Below are 15,526 nucleotides of genomic sequence, written 5' to 3' on the forward strand. Positions count from 1 at the left end.
GGTCATTCGGTGGTTTGGTTGGCCTTTATGGCGAGCATGGAAACAAAGTTGAAGCACTGATACCACACCACCACGTCATCGAAACCTGCCGACAACAGGCGCGCCTTGTGCGCAGCCAGTGTTTCGGGAATCAGCACCTGTTCGATCGCCGTGCGTTTCTGGCTTATTTCAAGATCCGAATAGCCGTTGGCGCGCTTGAATTCGTGATGCAGTCGGGTCTGAATGGCTTGCTCGTCGTCAGATTCAAAGCGAACTTTCTCCGACAGGATCAGGACACCGCCAGGACGCGTGGCATCAGCAATGCGCGCAAGCAGGCCGGCCCGCTTCTCCGGATCGACAAACTGCAAGGTGAAATTCAGAGTGGTCACCGAGGCATTACTCAGCTCGGTGTCCAGAATATCCTCGCACCTGAGGGTAACGGGGAGCGCACTGTCGTCCAGTGCAATGTAATGCTCGCAGCGTTCGATCATGGCGCTCGAGTTATCCACTCCGATCAGGTTGCAGTCCGCATTGGCGATACCATGGCGCATTGCCAGCGTGGAAGCGCCGAGTGAGCAGCCCAGGTCATAGCAGTTGGTGGCGGGCTGGGCATATTGCTCCGAGATAACCTCGATCATCGGAATGACGGTGGTGTAGCCCGGCACCGAGCGCCGGATCATGTCCGGAAACACCCTTGCCACCGATGCGTCGAATCGGAAGTCCTCCGGCCGGCGCTCTGTGGCAAACAGCCGGTCCGTGGTCTGCTCGGGTGCCTCCGACGGCTTGCGGGATTTATTCATTGGTGTCCGGAGTCTCGGGAGCGGGCAGAACGGCAGGCCCGGTCGGGGAGGGCCTTGAGCAGCGTACGCCGCGATTTTTATAGTCCACCAGGATTCCCCGGAACGAGGGATCCACATCGGCGGCAATTGCCAGGTAACCATTTTCGCAAACGGCGTGCAGTTCCGAGGCTTTGGGCGACATGCGAAACGGATCCTCCTCGGTTACATGGATGGCCTGGAAATCGCCAACAGGCATATGATCCTTGTTCTCGCTGTGGTTGATCCTGCCGCTCATCTCCAATACAAGAACGGTGCCAATAGCCGCAACCACAGCGGTTACGATCAGGCTACGGACGGTGTAACGGGCCTCATTCTGGCTCATGCATACCTCAAATCAAACGAATTAAAAGTGTTGGTCAGTATTGTCCCGGCACCGTGATGGCCGGTGACTGCAAGGCTGATAACTGCTCCCGGAGCGACAGAATCTGGTCTGACCAGAACCGTGGCTGGGCAAACCAGGGAAAGAAGCGCGGAAATGCAGGGTCGTCCCAGCGCTTTGCCAGCCACGCGCAATGGGCAATCTGCCGGTAGCAGCGCAGCGGCTCAATCAGGTGGCGCTCGCGGCGATTGAAATCACGGAACATTTCATAGCCCTCCAGCAACTCTCCCAGCTGGGCGCCGCGCTCGAAGTCGTCTCCGTTCAGCAGCAACCACATATCCTGGATCGCGGGTCCGGTGCGGCAATCGTCGAGATCCACGAACAGCATCTGTTCGTCCCGGCAGAGAATATTGCCGGCATGGCAGTCGCCATGAAGTCGCAGGGTTTCCACCGGACCGGCTTCGTCAACCCGAGCGGCACAGAGTCTTTGCAGGTCAGGAATCAGGCTGTCCCAGGCTGGCCTCAGATCCGTGGGAATCCAGTCTCCCCGTAACAAAAGCCGATTGCTGGCTTCGATGCCATCCAGCAAATCCATGCCCGAGCGATGGGCAAACGGTTTTTTGGCGCCAATATTGTGGATCTGACCCAGCCATTGCCCCAGCCGGTAAAGGGTATCGGTAACACTGGTGTCTGGTGCTTGCCCGCCACGCTGCGGAAATACCGCAAACAGGAACTCACCATGGCGCCCGAGCGTGTCCCCGGTCGCCAGCTTCATAGGTGCTACAACCGGAATGTCGGCTTCCAGGAGCTCCAGGGTGAATGTATGTTCCTCGCGGATTTCCGCTTCGCTCCATCGGCCCGGCCGATAGAACTTGGTAATTACCGGGGCGCCTTCATCCAGGCCTACCTGATAGACCCGGTTTTCATAGCTGTTCAACGCGAACAGTCGGCCACTTACCGCAAACCCTGCCTCTTCCATCGCATCCAGAATGATATCCGGCGTCAGGGAATCGTAGGGGTGGGTGGATGCCGCAAGTGAGGGGTCATGGGTCATAAAGGGCGTTTCAGAGCCTTGTGTCGTATTTGGATTTCATGGTTTGCAGATGGTACCAGTTTTCGTCCAGCTCCCAGCGGATACGGCTGATGCCAGAAGCCCCAAGAATAACGTCTCCGGCACGGGCCTGAACCTGTGCAAGCTCGCGTTCTGCCCGCTGCCAGTCGCGATGACTGTCCCCAAGATTGCGCATACTCGGAAATACCGCACTCAGCGCCTTGTGGGTGGACGTGGTGTGGGACCGCAGTGAGCTCATAATGGCCGTGTCGCCCTCCACCCTCAGTACCCGGTGCTTGTAGGGGTAGCTGGCAACCACCTCATCCGCTTTCAGCCGCTCGTTCAGGCTGATTACTTCAAAGCCCCGCCAGCCTAGCCACCCGACAAAGAGGGCCGCCACCACCATTACCAGAACAAACTGCTTCCTGTCAGACATCATAAGCCGGGCTCCATGCACTACTTTCCGGAGCCAAGTATAACCGGTATGGGCTCTTGAGTAATGTATTGAGCCCGCCGGCGCCCGTTTTCGCCGGGCTGGCGGTATAGGATATGCTCAACCTCTTGTCAGTGGAGCAGGGCCAACCATAAGTGTCGACAGAAGTGCTGGAAATCCAAACCGTTGTTATCGGCGCCGGTGTCATTGGGCTGGCTATTGCCCGCGCTCTGGCTAGAGCCGGGCATGAGGTCATCGTTCTGGAAAGCTCAGACCGGTTTGGTGAGGGCATCTCCTCACGAAACAGCGAAGTCATTCATGCCGGCATTTATTATCCGCAAGGATCACTGAAGGCGGAGTTGTGTGTTGAGGGTCGACGGCAGCTTTACGACTATTGCCTGACGCACAAGGTTGGACACCGTAAATGCGGTAAGTGGATTGTTGCCGTCGACGAGGCACAGAATGACAAGCTCTTTGATATTCAGGCTGCGGCAGCCAGCAACGGTGTTGAACTTGAGCTGTATGATGGCGAAAGAGTCGCCCGAGGCGCTCCGGGTATTTGCGCCAGCTCGGGGCTCTGGTCCCCCGAAACCGGTATTGTCGACAGCCACGGGCTGATGCTCTCCTTGCTTGGCGAGCTCCATGATGCCGGCGGCCAGCTCGCTCTACGCTCACCGGTAGCGGCTGCTGAATCGGATAGCCAGCGGCACCGTCTAAACGTGGCAGGCGAAACCCCGCTAATTCTGGAAGCGAAAAATGTCATTAACGCCGCCGGGCTCGGCGCCGTCCCGCTGGCAAAAAACTGGGCAGGTCTGCCCGACGACTGCATTCCCCGGCAATGGTTCGCGAGGGGCGTCTACTTCAGCTACAGCGGACGAACACCTTTCAGGACCCTGATCTATCCGGTTCCTGAACCCGGGGGCCTGGGTATCCACCTGACTCTCGATCTCGCTGGCCAGGCCCGTTTCGGTCCGGATGTAGAGTGGATCGAAAAGGAAGACTACACCGTGGAACCCAGCCGCCAGGAAGGCTTCGCCAGAGGCATCCGCCAATGGTGGCCAGGACTCGACCCGACCCGACTTCAGCCCGCCTATGCCGGCATCCGACCGAAGCTGATAGGCCCCGATGGTGGCTTCGCGGATTTCCGGATTGATGGTCCAGAGACGCACGGTATGCCGGGACTGGTTAATCTGTTCGGTATCGAATCGCCGGGTTTAACATCCTGCCTGGCAATTGCTGAGCGTGTAAAAGCTTTGCTGTCTTAACCTGGCGTCCGGGCTAGTGCCCAAACCTGAATGTTCCGGGCCCCGGCCTCCCGAAGTGCTGATGATAAAACCCTGACGGTCGCGCCGGTGGTCACCACATCATCGACAATCGCTATTCGCTCTGGCACTGGCGGGATGACCTCAAATACCCCGCGAAGATTCGCCAGTCGGGCCTCCCGGTTCAACTCCCGTTGAGACCGGACACGGCGAACCCTTCTGACAAGTCCGTTGTCGACCGGGAGATCCAGGGCGCTGGCAATCGTCTCGGCAATGTCCTGGGCCTGATTGAACCCGCGTTGCCGGCGTCGCCGCGCATCCATTGGCGCGGGTACCAGTACTTCTGGCATTGCGATAGCACCATCGAGCCGAGCCTTCTGCACCAAGTCAGCAAAATCCGCCATCAATGGTCTTCCGAACTTGCGCTGGCCCCGATACTTGTATCGGCCAATCATGCCGTCGAGTGGGTACTGGTAGCGCCAGGGAATAAAAGAGCTATCGAAAGCCGGCGGGTGTTTCATACAGTCACCGCAGAGCAGCTCCGAGGAGGGAAAAGCCAGGGGCAGGGCGCAGCAGCGACAGTGCCAGCGGTTCACTGGTAGGTCGCCCCGGCAAGGCTGGCATAAGCCGTTGAATGCCTGTGAGGAAAGGCAGGCGACACACAGTCCGCCGTGCCTGATGCTGTTAACCTTTTTGTCCACGAAGGTTGACAGCCAGTTCAGTCCCTTTATCATCTGATTCATCCGTAAACCCAGAGACCGGGAAAGGTTAACAGGACTTTTACATGACCGCTACAGAACTCCGCCACGACTGGACACTGCAGGAAGCTCGCGAGCTTTTCGAACTCCCTTTTAACGATCTACTGTTCCGTGCCCAGAGTGTGCATCGCCAGTATTTTGATCCTAACGAGGTTCAGGTAAGCACCTTGCTGTCGATCAAGACCGGCGCCTGCCCGGAGGATTGCAAATACTGTCCCCAGAGCGGTCATTACAACACCGGTCTTGAGAAAGAGAAGCTGCTGGAAATCGAAAAAGTTGTGGCTGAGGCCAGGGCCGCGAAAGAAAAGGGGGCTTCCCGGTTTTGCATGGGCGCCGCCTGGCGCAGTCCTTCGAAGAAGGACATGCCTTATGTTCTGGACATGGTCAAACAGGTGAAGTCCCTGGGGCTTGAGACCTGCATGACCCTTGGCATGCTCAAAGAGGAGCAGGCGGCAGAACTGGCCGATGCCGGGTTGGATTACTACAACCATAACCTGGATACCTCTGAGAAGTACTACAGCCACATCATCACCACTCGAACCTACCAGGATCGACTGGACACTCTCGACAATGTTCGCAAGGCCGGAATGAAGGTTTGTTGCGGTGGCATTATGGGTATGGGCGAAGACGAGGATGACCGGGTCGGACTGCTGGTTCAGCTCGCGAACCTGCCCCATCATCCGGAAAGTGTGCCTGTGAATATGCTGGTGAAGGTGAAAGGCACGCCTCTGGAGGACGTCGAGGACCTGGATCCGTTCGAGTTCATCCGGATTATTGCGGTGGCGCGGATCTTGATGCCGGCTTCCCACGTTCGCCTGTCAGCTGGGCGTGAAAACATGAATGAGCAGATGCAGGCTCTGTGTTTCATGGCTGGTGCCAACTCGATCTTCTACGGCGAAAAGCTCCTGACCACCGCCAATCCGGAGGCCGATGCCGATATGCTGTTGTTCAAACGCCTCGGTATTCGCCCAGAGCAGCGGGAGCAGTGTGCGTCGGAGGAGCAGGAAGAGGAGGCGATTGCCGAGGCCGTGGAGTATGAGGCGACCCGTCACATGTTCTACGACGCTACGCGGGAGTCTGCCTGAGTATTTGATCTTGGGAGGCAGCGAGCTCACCCGCTCGTTGCCCGGATCGTTGAGTTAACCTCCAGGTGCTATCGTGCGGGATTTTGCCCTTGAACTCGAAGAGCGGAAACAGGCCGGTCTGTATCGGACGCGTCGGCATGTAGCCGGTCCTCAGAGGCCCTCTCTCATTGCTGACGGCAAACCTTTGTTGTCGTTCTGCAGTAATGATTACCTTGGTCTTGCCAATAACCCTGCCAATATCGAGGCCCTCCGTGATGCGCTTTCCAAAACAGGCCTTGGGGGCGCGGCTTCCCATCTGATTTGTGGTCACCATGATGCCCATCACCAGTTGGAGCTTCGTCTGGCGGAGTTTACCGGACGCAGTTCGGCGCTGTTTTTCTCCACTGGCTACATGGCGAATATGGGCGTTATTTCGGCACTGGCCGGGCGGGGCGATACGATTTTTTCGGATCGGCTGAATCACGCCTCCATTATCGATGGCTGTATTCTGAGCCGTGCCCGGGTTCGGCGTTATGCCCATGGAGATGTAGCAGCGCTGGCGACGATGCTGGCGGAGACGTCCGGGCACAAGCTGGTGGTAACCGATGGTGTGTTCAGCATGGATGGTGACATTGCGCCGTTGGCGGAGTTGGCTCGGGTCTGTCGGGCCCATGATGCACTACTGGTTGTTGATGATGCCCACGGAATTGGTGTGCTGGGGCCTGAGGGGCGGGGCAGCGTCGCTGAAGCGGGGTTGTCCGAAGAGGATGTCCCCGTGTTGATCGGCACCCTGGGCAAGGGGGTTGGTACCAGTGGCGCATTTGTTGCCGGGCCGTCGATGCTGATGGATTATCTGGTGCAGAAGGCCAGGACCTATATTTATACGACGGCGATGCCGCCGGCGCTTGCCATGGCAACCATTTCGAGTCTGGATCTTATTGAACGGGATCAGGGGCGCCGTGATCATGTGTTGGGGCTGGTTTCGCGGTTTCGTCGGGAGGCCTCGGCCATGGGGTATGAATTGATGCCTTCACATACTCCGATCCAGCCGATCATGGTTGGCGATAATCACGACGCCCTGGCACTGAGTCAGGCGCTGGAGGAGCGAGGTTTGCTGGTCTCGGCGATTCGCCCGCCCACGGTTCCGGTGGGTGAGGCCCGTTTGCGGGTTACATTCAGTGCCGCACATTCTCAGGAGAATCTTGATTGTCTGTTGAGCGCGCTTTCCGAGTGCCGTCATCTGGTTCAAAAGGCGGATGTGGCGATATGAGCTCCGGTAAGGTCTGTCCTCGTCTGGTGGTGGTTGCCGGTTGGGGCGTTCGTGCAGAGATGCTGTCGGAACTTTATGGTAACTGGCCCGGGGAAGTAGTGCCGGTGTCGCTGGATGATGAGTTGCTGGCCCGTTGCGATTCGCTTTCAGAAGTAACCGATGAGCTGTTGTCCCTGTATCCGGAGCCGTCGGTCTGGATGGGTTGGTCCCTGGGCAGTCAGGTTGTGATGGAAGCTGCCGCACGGGAGACTGGCTCGGTATCCTGCGCCATAACGTTGGGCGGTTTTCCCAAATTTGTTGCCGATGAAAGCTGGCCCCGTGGGATGCCGGCAGGGGATTTCCGGGCTTTCGCCCTCGGTATCCGGCGCGATCCCCAGCGGTATTGGTTGCATTTTCTGTTGTTGATGATTAACGGCGCTGCCGATGAGAAAGGGGAGCGGCAAAGACTCAAACCCTGGCTGGAAAAAGGCACCCTGGTTTCTCACGAACACCTCTGCAAGAGTCTGGCCTGGTTGGAAACCGGGGATCAGCGAGCTTTATGGCATTCGATCGCCACGCCCGCCCTTCATATCATGGGTGAAAAGGATATTGTGGTCCGGTCCTGGGCTAATGATCTTCCCGTTCCGTCTTCAAGCAGCCATGCGATGGTTTCGGGCATGGCGCACTGGCCGGGTGGATGTTCGGCCTCTGATTGCTGGGGTGCAATGCAGGCGTTTTTTGCCTCGCAAAGGGGGCCGTCATGGGCGTTATAAGCTTCGCGCCGGAGACAGCGGGTGCTTCCCGTACCCTGAAGTCGGATATTGCCCGGGGCTTTGGCAACGCCAGCGGCTCATATGACAGCGCCTCCCGGCTGCAGCGATTCATGGGTAACACCATGCTGCAAAAACTCCAGTCCAGAGAGGAAGGCCCGTTTCGTTCAAGCGTGCTGGACCTTGGTTGTGGCACCGGTTGGTTTACCCGCAAGTTCGCTGACCTGGGGCGCGTTGAGGCACTGGCCGGGGTGGATCTGTCAGCGGGTATGCTGGAGCAGGCTCGTGAGAGTGGGCCTGACGGAATCAGCTGGATTGTGGCCGATGCCGAGCACCTGCCCTTACCCGATGACAGCGTCGACCTGATTTTCAGTAACCTCATGATTCAGTGGTGTGATGATCCCCGTTCGGTGCTTAGGGAATGCCTGCGTGTTCTGCGTTCCGGTGGGTCTCTCATGATCTCGACGCTTCTTGATGGCACGCTGCGTGAACTGAAAAACGCCTGGCAGGCAGCAGATCCGGATCATCAGCACGTGAATCAGTTTGAGACCGAGCTCGGATTGCAGGCCAAAGTGCGCGCCGAATTGTCCGATGCCAGCATTGAAACCCGCACCATCAGGCTGCCCTACGATTCGCCCATGGCCCTGGCAGGTGAGCTCCGCCATCTTGGGGCGGGCTTTCGGGGCGGTGGTCGGCGAAAAGCAGTTACGGCACCCGGCAGAGTGCGGGCAATGTGTAAGCAGTATCCCAGGGAGCCGGACGGCTCTATCATGGCAAGCTATGAAGCTGCCTGGGTTTACTGGCAGAAACGATAGGACTCCGCGACAGGACGCAATAATGGCCAACCATTCTTTCTTTGTAACCGGTACCGATACGGGAGTGGGGAAAACCCTGGTCTCTGCTGCCATCCTTCATGCGGCCCGGGCCATGGGGAAGCATACCCTGGCGATGAAACCCATCGCATCGGGTTGCGATCGGACGTCCGAAGGCCTTCGCAACGAAGATGCGCTGATGTTGCAGAACGCTATTACGGAGCCGCTGGCTTACGAGCTGATCAACCCGGTGGCCCTGGAGCCGGCCATTGCCCCCCACGTGGCGGCGGAGCAGGCCGGGCGCCATATCACCTCGGATCGCCTTGTCGGATTCTGTCGCGGGCTGCAGATTCGTCCGGCGGACCTGTTGTTGGTGGAGGGTGCTGGCGGCTGGCGGGTCCCGCTCAACGATCGGGAAACCTACTCGGAGTTTCCCCGGCAGCTGGCCATGCCGGTTATTCTGGTGGTATCACTTCGCCTGGGTTGCATCAACCATGCGCTGCTGACAGCGGAAGCCATAAGGAGTGACGGACTGAGAGTCGCAGGATGGGTTGCCAACCGCACAGAGTCCGAGCCCATGAGTTGCGAGCAGGACACCCTGAATTACCTGGTGAACCACATGGGGGCGCCCTGTCTGGGTATTCTTCCGTGGTTGGAGCAATCCCGGCCGGAAATGCTGGCTGGTTATCTTAATATTGATGGGCTGTTTGAAAATTGACCAGATATGTGGCTTAATTAAGTCAATTAATGGTCATCGGGCGGCGCAGTTATGATCAGTAACACTCTCGCAGTTGGGATTCAGGGCATTCAGGATGGCATGGTCGGCATGGACAATGCCGCCCGCAAGATTGCCCGTGCCGGCACCGATGGCCCCCAGGGAACCGCCGAAGGTGCGGGCAGTCTTGTTGAGCCCATTGTTGATCTCAAGATCTATGAGCGCAGCGTTGAAGCGTCCGCACAGGTGGTAAAAACCGCGGATGAAACACTGGGAACACTCCTGGATATCATGGCTTGATAGCTGAAAGAGCGCCGAGTCCGTGCTTTCTTCTTTCCCTCCTGTTCCCCCATTTCCCCCCGGGGCCTCTTTTCAAGGCCAGGCTTCGCCACGTGTCCAGGCACCCGGTTCGGCAGCGGCGGAGCCCGAGGCGCCTTCTGCGGAAGCCAGATTCACTGAGGCTTCCGGTAAAGCCGAGTCTGCTCGGGAAAACCCCAAGTCAAAACCTGATGGCAAGAATTCCGATAACCCGCAGGGCCTGTCTGAGCAAGAGCTGAAAGCCCGGGATCGTGAAGTTCGCGCCCACGAAGCCGCGCATCAGGCGGTGGGTGGCCAGTATGCCGGTGCCATGTCCTTTACCTACCAGCGGGGCTCGGATGGCGCCCAGTATGCGGTAGGCGGTGAAGTCTCCATCGACCTGTCTCCGGTGCAGGGGGACCCCCAGGCTACCATTGAGAAAATGCGAGTCGTCCGGGCGGCCGCCATGGCGCCGGCAGAGCCGTCGGGGCAGGATCGTGCCGTGGCCGCCCAGGCCATGCAGATCATGCTCCAGGCCCAGTCTGACCTCGCTACCGAATCCGGATCCTCTTCAAGGGCGGCAAGCGATGCCTATCGTGAAGTTTCTGCCATGGGAGACGTTGAGCAAAAAAGTGACGAAAAGCGCGTCTCATCCTTCGAGCCGGTGTCTGCCTGACCCCTTCCTTCCCCTGGCCCTGAGCCACAGATAAATATCCCGCCATTACAGGCCACTTGTGCCCGGCATGCACTGTCATGGCGCGCGATCCGGTGACAGTTCGCAACACAAATTTTGCATCCGGCTATTGACAATTCTGTACCTCTAAACGTATGTTTCAAACAAGTGTTTAATTAAGGCTGCGGCGCATTGCGTTGCGGTGTCTGAGCAAACCCAAGGCCAGAAGCTGTCAAACCTGATTCAGCTGAGCCCGAGAACCGAGGTGGATTCCATGCCTGAGTACAAAGCGCCCCTGCGTGACATCAAATTCGTAATGACCGAGCTGCTGAACAGCGAGCAGCACTACGCCAACCTGGAAGGTGCCGAAGACGCTACTCCGGATATGGTGGATGCCATTATCGGGGAAGGTGCCAAGTTCTGTGAGCAGGTTCTGTCTCCGCTGAACCAGGTGGGTGACAAGGAAGGCTGTATCTGGAGCGAAGACGGTGTGAAGACACCGACTGGCTTCAAAGAAGCTTACCAGCAGTATGTGGAAGGCGGCTGGCCGTCCATGACCGCCGATCCCAACTACGGTGGCCAGGGACTGCCGCACTCTCTCGGTCTGGTCATGAGTGAAATGGTGGGCACCGCCAACTGGTCCTTTGGCATGTACCCGGGCCTGAGCCACGGTGCAACCAACACCATTGAAGAGCATGGTACCGAAGAGCAGAAACAGACTTACCTCACCAAGCTGATCAGCGGCGAGTGGACCGGCACCATGTGTCTGACCGAGCCGCACTGCGGTTCCGATCTCGGCACCCTGCGCACCAAGGCCGAGCCGAATGCCGATGGCACCTACGCCATCACCGGTACCAAGATCTTTATCTCTGCCGGTGAGCACGACATGGCCGAGAACATCGTCCATATCGTTCTTGCGCGTCTGCCGGGCGCACCGGAAGGCACCAAGGGCATCTCCCTGTTTATCGTGCCCAAGTGTCTGCCGAACGAAGATGGCTCTGCTGGTGAGCGCAACGCCGTTTCCTGCGGTTCCATCGAGCACAAGATGGGTATCCACGGCAACGCCACTTGCGTGATGAACTTCGACGGCGCCAAGGGCTGGCTGATCGGGCCGGAGAACAAGGGCCTGAACTGCATGTTCACCTTCATGAACACCGCCCGTATCGGTACTGCGATCCAGGGGCTGGGTGCCGCCGAGCTGGGCTTCCAGGGCTCACTGGCCTACGCCAAAGAGCGTCTGGCCATGCGTTCACTGAGCGGTCCGAAGAACCCGGAAGGCATTGCTGATCCGATCATTGTTCACCCGGACGTTCGTCGCATGCTGCTGACACAGAAAGCGGTTGCCGAAGGTGCCCGTGCCCTGATTTACCTGACGGCACAGCAGGCAGACGTTGTTCACAGCGGCAAAACCGAAGAAGAGCGCAAGGCAGCCGATGAGGCGCTGGGCTTCCTGACACCGATCGCCAAGGCGTTCCTGACCGAAATCGGTTACGAGGCAGCGAACCTTGGTATGCAGGTCTTTGGTGGTCACGGCTTTATCTCCGAGTGGGGCATGGAGCAGAACGTTCGTGACGCCCGTATCGGCATGATCTATGAAGGCACCACCGGTATTCAGGCGCTGGATCTGTTGGGCCGCAAGGTTCTGATGACCCAGGGCGAATCCCTGAAAGGCTTCACCAAGCAGGTGCATCTGTTCTGCAAGGAAAACGCGGAAGACGAGCAGCTGAAGGAATTCATCGAGCCGCTGGCGGCGATGAACAAGGAATGGGGCGAGCTGACTACCAAAATTGGTATGTCTGCCATGAAGAATCGTGAGGAAGTGGGCGCGGCCTCTGTGGACTACCTGATGTACTCCGGTTACGCAGTGTTTGCCTACCTGTGGGCCCGTATGGCCAAGGTTGCCCTGGACAAGATGGTTGAGGGTACCACTGAAGAGATGTTCTACAACGCCAAGATCCAGACTGCGCGCTTCTACTTCAAGCGTATGCTGCCCAGGGCCAAGGGCCACGCAGAAAGCATGCTGGCTGGCGCTGACAGCCTGATGGACATGCCGGAGGAAGCCTTCGCCATCTAAGGCGCGGGCACCGAAGGACGGTTCCAGAGGACAGAAAGCCCGCGCTCCCCGGAGGCGGGCTTTTTTCATGAGTTGCGGTCCGCTTTTAGGGTAGAATAGGCGCCCATAAAAATAATCTTCAGCGGACACATAGCCCGAGCAGGTGTGACTGGCCCAGACTGAGGCCCTTTTGCCACCTGAACAGACTGACAGAATTTTTGGAGAGTTTTAGATGGCTGATTATCAGGCACCCCTACGTGACATGCGCTTTGTTCTGAATGAGGTTTTCGATGCCCCCGCACTGTGGGCCTCACTGCCCAAGGTTGCCGAGCATGTGGACCCGGAAACGGCGGACGCCATTCTTGAAGAAGCCGGCAAGATCAGCAGTGGTGTACTTGCGCCCCTGAATCGCGAAGGTGATGAGCAGGGCTGCAAATGGAACGATGGTGAGGTAACGTCTCCGGAGGGCTTCAAGGAAGCGTACCAGACCATCGTTGAAGGCGGCTGGAACGGTCTTGGCGGCAACCCGGACTTTGGCGGCATGGGCATGCCCAAGACCCTCGTCGCGCAGTTCGAGGAAATGATGCAGGGCGCCAACATGGCATTCGGGCTGGCCCCCATGCTTACGGCCGGCGCCTGCCTCGCGCTGGACGCCCACGGAAGTGATGAGCTGAAAGAAAAGTACCTGCCTAACATGTATTCCGGTGTCTGGTCCGGCGCCATGGATCTGACCGAGCCCCACGCCGGCACAGACCTCGGGATCATCCGCACCAAGGCGGAACCGAACGATGACGGCTCCTTCAACGTTACAGGTACCAAGATCTTTATCACCTGGGGCGAGCACGACATGGCGGAGAACATCATCCACCTGGTGCTGGCCAAACTGCCGGATGCGCCGAAAGGTCCAAAGGGCATTTCCATGTTCCTGGTACCCAAGTTCCTGGTGAATGACGATGGTTCCCTGGGTGAGCGCAACAGCTTCAGTTGTGGTTCCCTCGAGAAGAAAATGGGCATCAAGGGTTCTGCGACCTGCGTAATGAACTTCGATGGCGCCAAAGGCTGGCTGGTCGGCGAAGAAAACAAGGGTCTGGCGGCGATGTTCACCATGATGAACTACGAGCGCCTGGGCGTTGGTATCCAGGGCATTGGCGCTGCCGAAGCCTCTCTGCAAAGCGCTCGGGAATACGCCCTTGATCGTATCCAGAGCCGTGCACCGACCGGTGCCCAACAGCCTGAGAAGGCGGCAGACCCAATCCTCGTGCACCCGGATGTCCGGCGCATGCTGCTCACGATGAAAGGCTATGTGGAGGGCGGTCGTACTTTCTCAACCTACGTGGCCCAGTGGCTGGATATCGCCAAGTTTGCCGAGGATGATGAGCGTCGCAAACACGCTGAAGGTATGGTGGCGTTGCTGACACCGGTGGCCAAGGCATTTCTCACGGATCGCGGCCTCGATACCTGCATCATGGGTCAGCAGGTCTTTGGTGGTCATGGTTTCATCCGCGAGTGGGGGCAGGAGCAACTGGTTCGTGACTGCCGCATAACCCAGATCTACGAAGGAACCAATGGTATCCAGGCACTGGATCTGATGGGCCGGAAAGTGGTCGGCACCCAGGGCAAGCTTTACGAGCTGTTTGCCCAGGACGTCGCAAACTTCCTGGAGGAGAACAGTGGTAACGATCATCTGCGCCCGTTCCTTGAGCCGCTTGCTGCTGCGGTTGAGCGTCTTGATGACGTTACCGAGCACGTGATCAAACAGGCTGGCGATAACCCGAATGCCATTGGGGCAGCGTCTGTGGACTATCTGGATCTGTTTGGCCTGACCGCTCTGGGTTATATGTGGGCGAAGATCGTCAAAGCGGCTGCGCCCCAGGCGGATTCAGATACCTCCGGATTCTACAGCGGTAAACTGAAGACCGCGCGCTTCTACTTTGACCGCCTGCTGCCCAAGACCGTTTCACTGGCTGAAGGTATTCGTAGCGGCAGCGACTCCATGATGGCGCTGACGGCTGAAGAGTTCTGATTAGCCAGCAAGACTCAGGCACAAAAAAACAGGCCCTCGGGCCTGTTTTTTTATGGTTAATTGGTCAGCAGGGCAAGCTTCCCGGACTCTCAGAGTCGCTCCATTCTCTCCGGGTTGGTAATAAAGGGATTGGCACTACCCTGGATTTCGACAATGCGCCCGTGACGGGTCAGCTCGCTATCATCCGGCGGGTCCAGCCTGTTCCAGCCCTTGAACACCGCCGAGGAGCCAAGCCAGGGCAAATCATAGGTGTCCACCATGTAGGCCACCGTGCGCGCCACATCTCCCTTTACCCGCCCCGGGGGCTCAAAGAACTGGGCGCTCTGGCGAATGCCGCATTCGTCTTCGCTTACTGACGAGCCCAGGTCCTCGTAACGAGCGTTTCGCCGGCCCATCTCGGTCCGGCTGCGCACCGGTACCATGTTGTGCATGTCAGACGCGATCTGACGGTAGCGGTTATCCTGTTCACATTGACGCGAGGTGCCACAGTCGAGTGCGCTGCGGACATCGGCCAATGGATAGACATAACCGTCCGTCAGAACGAATCCTTTGCTTGTAAAGGCGGTGTTGCAGAAGAAGGAATTGCCGCCACTGGCGTAAAGGTCACCCCAGAAGTGATCGGTAACAACGGTTTTTGGATCACTGAACCGGGTATTCTGGCCAATCACGAGGGTAGTGGTGAGCAATAGGCCAAGTGCTGTGGGTATCAGTAAGAATCGTTTCATACGCCTTTTATACCTCGCAGTGTGTTCAAGCACCCTGTCAATTCGGGCCTCACTGGTCAGGATCTGATCAAGCGGGTCAAAACTATGACGCTTTGTTCACGGATATTGTGAAGTATGGCACAGAGGCTCCAAACCACGGAGCCTCCAGGCTAGAAATTTGTGGCGTAATGTTAACGGGTTAACAGTATTACTTCAGTTTGTTGCGGATGTTCTGGTAACCGGTTTTCAGGTCTTCGCCAAGTTTGGATGCGGTCTGACGAGCTTCCTGGGACGCGTTCTCGGCATCGTGCAGAACTTCATCGATCTTGCTTCTGAAACGATCCCAATCCTGTTCGAGATCCTCCCATTCGTCCTTAACGTCTTCACGGGCCAGATGCATCTGGACGCGCGCCTCATCCCGGTATTGTTTCACTTTTTCCGACAGCTTCTTGAGTTCTTCTTGAAGACTCATATCAAGCACCTCCTTGGATTGTTGGTGTGCTTACAATGCGCCCGATCGTAAAA

At 57.9% G+C, this 15,526-nt stretch carries 17 protein-coding genes; 10 read left to right on the forward strand and 7 right to left on the reverse strand.

Annotation, left to right across the window (positions count from 1 at the left end; genetic code table 11):
• Positions 1–2: 2 nt before the first annotated feature.
• From cmoA to KYE_RS02505, 4 genes are read right to left on the reverse strand one after another with little or no spacing between them, the layout of a single operon-like run.
• Complete coding sequence (gene cmoA, locus KYE_RS02490) at positions 3–779, reverse strand: carboxy-S-adenosyl-L-methionine synthase CmoA (RefSeq protein WP_008170072.1); 777 nt, start codon at positions 777–779, stop codon at positions 3–5.
• Positions 772–1,140: a hypothetical protein gene (locus KYE_RS02495; protein ID WP_008170074.1), complete on the reverse strand. Its 369-nt coding sequence runs from the start codon at positions 1,138–1,140 to the stop codon at positions 772–774. The genes cmoA and KYE_RS02495 overlap by 8 nt, the downstream gene beginning before the upstream one ends.
• Before the next feature lie 34 nt (positions 1,141–1,174).
• Positions 1,175–2,191, reverse strand: a complete 1,017-nt coding sequence (locus tag KYE_RS02500) for a serine/threonine protein kinase (RefSeq protein WP_008170076.1) — start codon at positions 2,189–2,191, stop codon at positions 1,175–1,177.
• A gap of 10 nt (positions 2,192–2,201) precedes the next feature.
• Positions 2,202–2,624: a hypothetical protein gene (locus tag KYE_RS02505; protein ID WP_039881815.1), complete on the reverse strand. Its 423-nt coding sequence runs from the start codon at positions 2,622–2,624 to the stop codon at positions 2,202–2,204.
• 164 nt (positions 2,625–2,788) lie between these two features.
• Between KYE_RS02505 and KYE_RS02510 the strand changes: the two genes are divergently transcribed.
• Positions 2,789–3,886 carry an NAD(P)/FAD-dependent oxidoreductase gene (locus KYE_RS02510; protein WP_008170080.1) on the forward strand — a complete coding sequence of 366 codons (1,098 nt, stop codon included), beginning with the start codon at positions 2,789–2,791 and terminating at the stop codon, positions 3,884–3,886.
• On the opposite strand, the gene KYE_RS02515 is transcribed toward KYE_RS02510, so the two are convergent.
• Positions 3,883–4,404, reverse strand: coding sequence for a ComF family protein (locus tag KYE_RS02515; protein WP_227497727.1), 522 nt, complete (start codon positions 4,402–4,404; stop codon positions 3,883–3,885). The genes KYE_RS02510 and KYE_RS02515 overlap by 4 nt on opposite strands.
• A gap of 263 nt (positions 4,405–4,667) precedes the next feature.
• On the opposite strand from KYE_RS02515, the gene bioB reads away from it, so the two are divergent.
• From bioB to KYE_RS02560, 9 genes are all read left to right on the forward strand, one after another.
• Positions 4,668–5,726, forward strand: a complete 1,059-nt coding sequence (bioB, locus tag KYE_RS02520; RefSeq protein ID WP_008170083.1) for a biotin synthase BioB — start codon at positions 4,668–4,670, stop codon at positions 5,724–5,726.
• A gap of 73 nt (positions 5,727–5,799) precedes the next feature.
• A complete protein-coding gene (bioF, locus tag KYE_RS02525; RefSeq protein WP_008170085.1) occupies positions 5,800–6,975 on the forward strand; it encodes an 8-amino-7-oxononanoate synthase in 1,176 nt (391 codons plus the stop codon).
• Positions 6,972–7,727, forward strand: coding sequence for a hypothetical protein (locus tag KYE_RS02530; RefSeq protein ID WP_008170087.1), 756 nt, complete (start codon positions 6,972–6,974; stop codon positions 7,725–7,727). The genes bioF and KYE_RS02530 overlap by 4 nt, the downstream gene beginning before the upstream one ends.
• Positions 7,715–8,539 (forward strand): malonyl-ACP O-methyltransferase BioC, encoded by an 825-nt coding sequence (bioC, locus tag KYE_RS02535; RefSeq protein ID WP_008170089.1) that lies wholly within the window; start codon positions 7,715–7,717, stop codon positions 8,537–8,539. Before KYE_RS02530 ends, bioC begins: the two co-directional genes overlap by 13 nt.
• Before the next feature lie 22 nt (positions 8,540–8,561).
• On the forward strand, positions 8,562–9,254 hold the full coding sequence (gene bioD, locus KYE_RS02540; protein ID WP_008170092.1) for a dethiobiotin synthase: 693 nt from the start codon (positions 8,562–8,564) through the stop codon (positions 9,252–9,254).
• Positions 9,255–9,305: 51 nt separating this feature from the next.
• Positions 9,306–9,551 (forward strand): flagellar basal body rod C-terminal domain-containing protein, encoded by a 246-nt coding sequence (locus KYE_RS02545; RefSeq protein WP_008170094.1) that lies wholly within the window; start codon positions 9,306–9,308, stop codon positions 9,549–9,551.
• Positions 9,552–9,573: 22 nt separating this feature from the next.
• Entirely contained in the window at positions 9,574–10,224 is a 651-nt protein-coding gene (locus tag KYE_RS02550; protein ID WP_008170096.1) for a putative metalloprotease CJM1_0395 family protein, read from the forward strand.
• A gap of 271 nt (positions 10,225–10,495) precedes the next feature.
• Positions 10,496–12,295 carry an acyl-CoA dehydrogenase C-terminal domain-containing protein gene (locus KYE_RS02555; RefSeq protein ID WP_008170097.1) on the forward strand — a complete coding sequence of 600 codons (1,800 nt, stop codon included), beginning with the start codon at positions 10,496–10,498 and terminating at the stop codon, positions 12,293–12,295.
• Positions 12,296–12,506: 211 nt separating this feature from the next.
• Positions 12,507–14,297, forward strand: a complete 1,791-nt coding sequence (locus KYE_RS02560) for an acyl-CoA dehydrogenase C-terminal domain-containing protein (protein ID WP_008170099.1) — start codon at positions 12,507–12,509, stop codon at positions 14,295–14,297.
• Between the two features lie 89 nt (positions 14,298–14,386).
• On the opposite strand, the gene KYE_RS02565 is transcribed toward KYE_RS02560, so the two are convergent.
• Both KYE_RS02565 and KYE_RS02570 read right to left on the reverse strand, forming a co-directional pair.
• Positions 14,387–15,022, reverse strand: a complete 636-nt coding sequence (locus KYE_RS02565) for an endonuclease (protein ID WP_008170100.1) — start codon at positions 15,020–15,022, stop codon at positions 14,387–14,389.
• Positions 15,023–15,209: 187 nt separating this feature from the next.
• Positions 15,210–15,473 carry a hypothetical protein gene (locus KYE_RS02570; protein WP_008170101.1) on the reverse strand — a complete coding sequence of 88 codons (264 nt, stop codon included), beginning with the start codon at positions 15,471–15,473 and terminating at the stop codon, positions 15,210–15,212.
• Positions 15,474–15,526 lie beyond the last annotated feature (53 nt).

The sequence above is a fragment of the Marinobacter manganoxydans MnI7-9 genome (assembly GCF_000235625.1).
Classification (GTDB): domain Bacteria; phylum Pseudomonadota; class Gammaproteobacteria; order Pseudomonadales; family Oleiphilaceae; genus Marinobacter; species Marinobacter manganoxydans.

Bases quoted from the DNA above. Each gene is read 5' to 3' on its own strand.
- KYE_RS02515 (WP_227497727.1), bottom strand. From the start codon at position 4,404: ATGAAACACCCGCCGGCTTTCGATAGCTCTTTTATTCCCTGGCGCTAC.
- bioD (WP_008170092.1), top strand. From the start codon at position 8,562: ATGGCCAACCATTCTTTCTTTGTAACCGGTACCGATACGGGAGTGGGG.
- bioB (WP_008170083.1), top strand. From the start codon at position 4,668: ATGACCGCTACAGAACTCCGCCACGACTGGACACTGCAGGAAGCTCGC.
- KYE_RS02545 (WP_008170094.1), top strand. From the start codon at position 9,306: ATGATCAGTAACACTCTCGCAGTTGGGATTCAGGGCATTCAGGATGGC.
- cmoA (WP_008170072.1), bottom strand. From the start codon at position 779: ATGAATAAATCCCGCAAGCCGTCGGAGGCACCCGAGCAGACCACGGAC.
- KYE_RS02500 (WP_008170076.1), bottom strand. From the start codon at position 2,191: ATGACCCATGACCCCTCACTTGCGGCATCCACCCACCCCTACGATTCC.
- KYE_RS02495 (WP_008170074.1), bottom strand. From the start codon at position 1,140: ATGAGCCAGAATGAGGCCCGTTACACCGTCCGTAGCCTGATCGTAACC.
- KYE_RS02560 (WP_008170099.1), top strand. From the start codon at position 12,507: ATGGCTGATTATCAGGCACCCCTACGTGACATGCGCTTTGTTCTGAAT.
- KYE_RS02570 (WP_008170101.1), bottom strand. From the start codon at position 15,473: ATGAGTCTTCAAGAAGAACTCAAGAAGCTGTCGGAAAAAGTGAAACAA.
- bioC (WP_008170089.1), top strand. From the start codon at position 7,715: ATGGGCGTTATAAGCTTCGCGCCGGAGACAGCGGGTGCTTCCCGTACC.
- KYE_RS02565 (WP_008170100.1), bottom strand. From the start codon at position 15,022: ATGAAACGATTCTTACTGATACCCACAGCACTTGGCCTATTGCTCACC.
- KYE_RS02505 (WP_039881815.1), bottom strand. From the start codon at position 2,624: ATGTCTGACAGGAAGCAGTTTGTTCTGGTAATGGTGGTGGCGGCCCTC.
- KYE_RS02530 (WP_008170087.1), top strand. From the start codon at position 6,972: ATGAGCTCCGGTAAGGTCTGTCCTCGTCTGGTGGTGGTTGCCGGTTGG.
- KYE_RS02555 (WP_008170097.1), top strand. From the start codon at position 10,496: ATGCCTGAGTACAAAGCGCCCCTGCGTGACATCAAATTCGTAATGACC.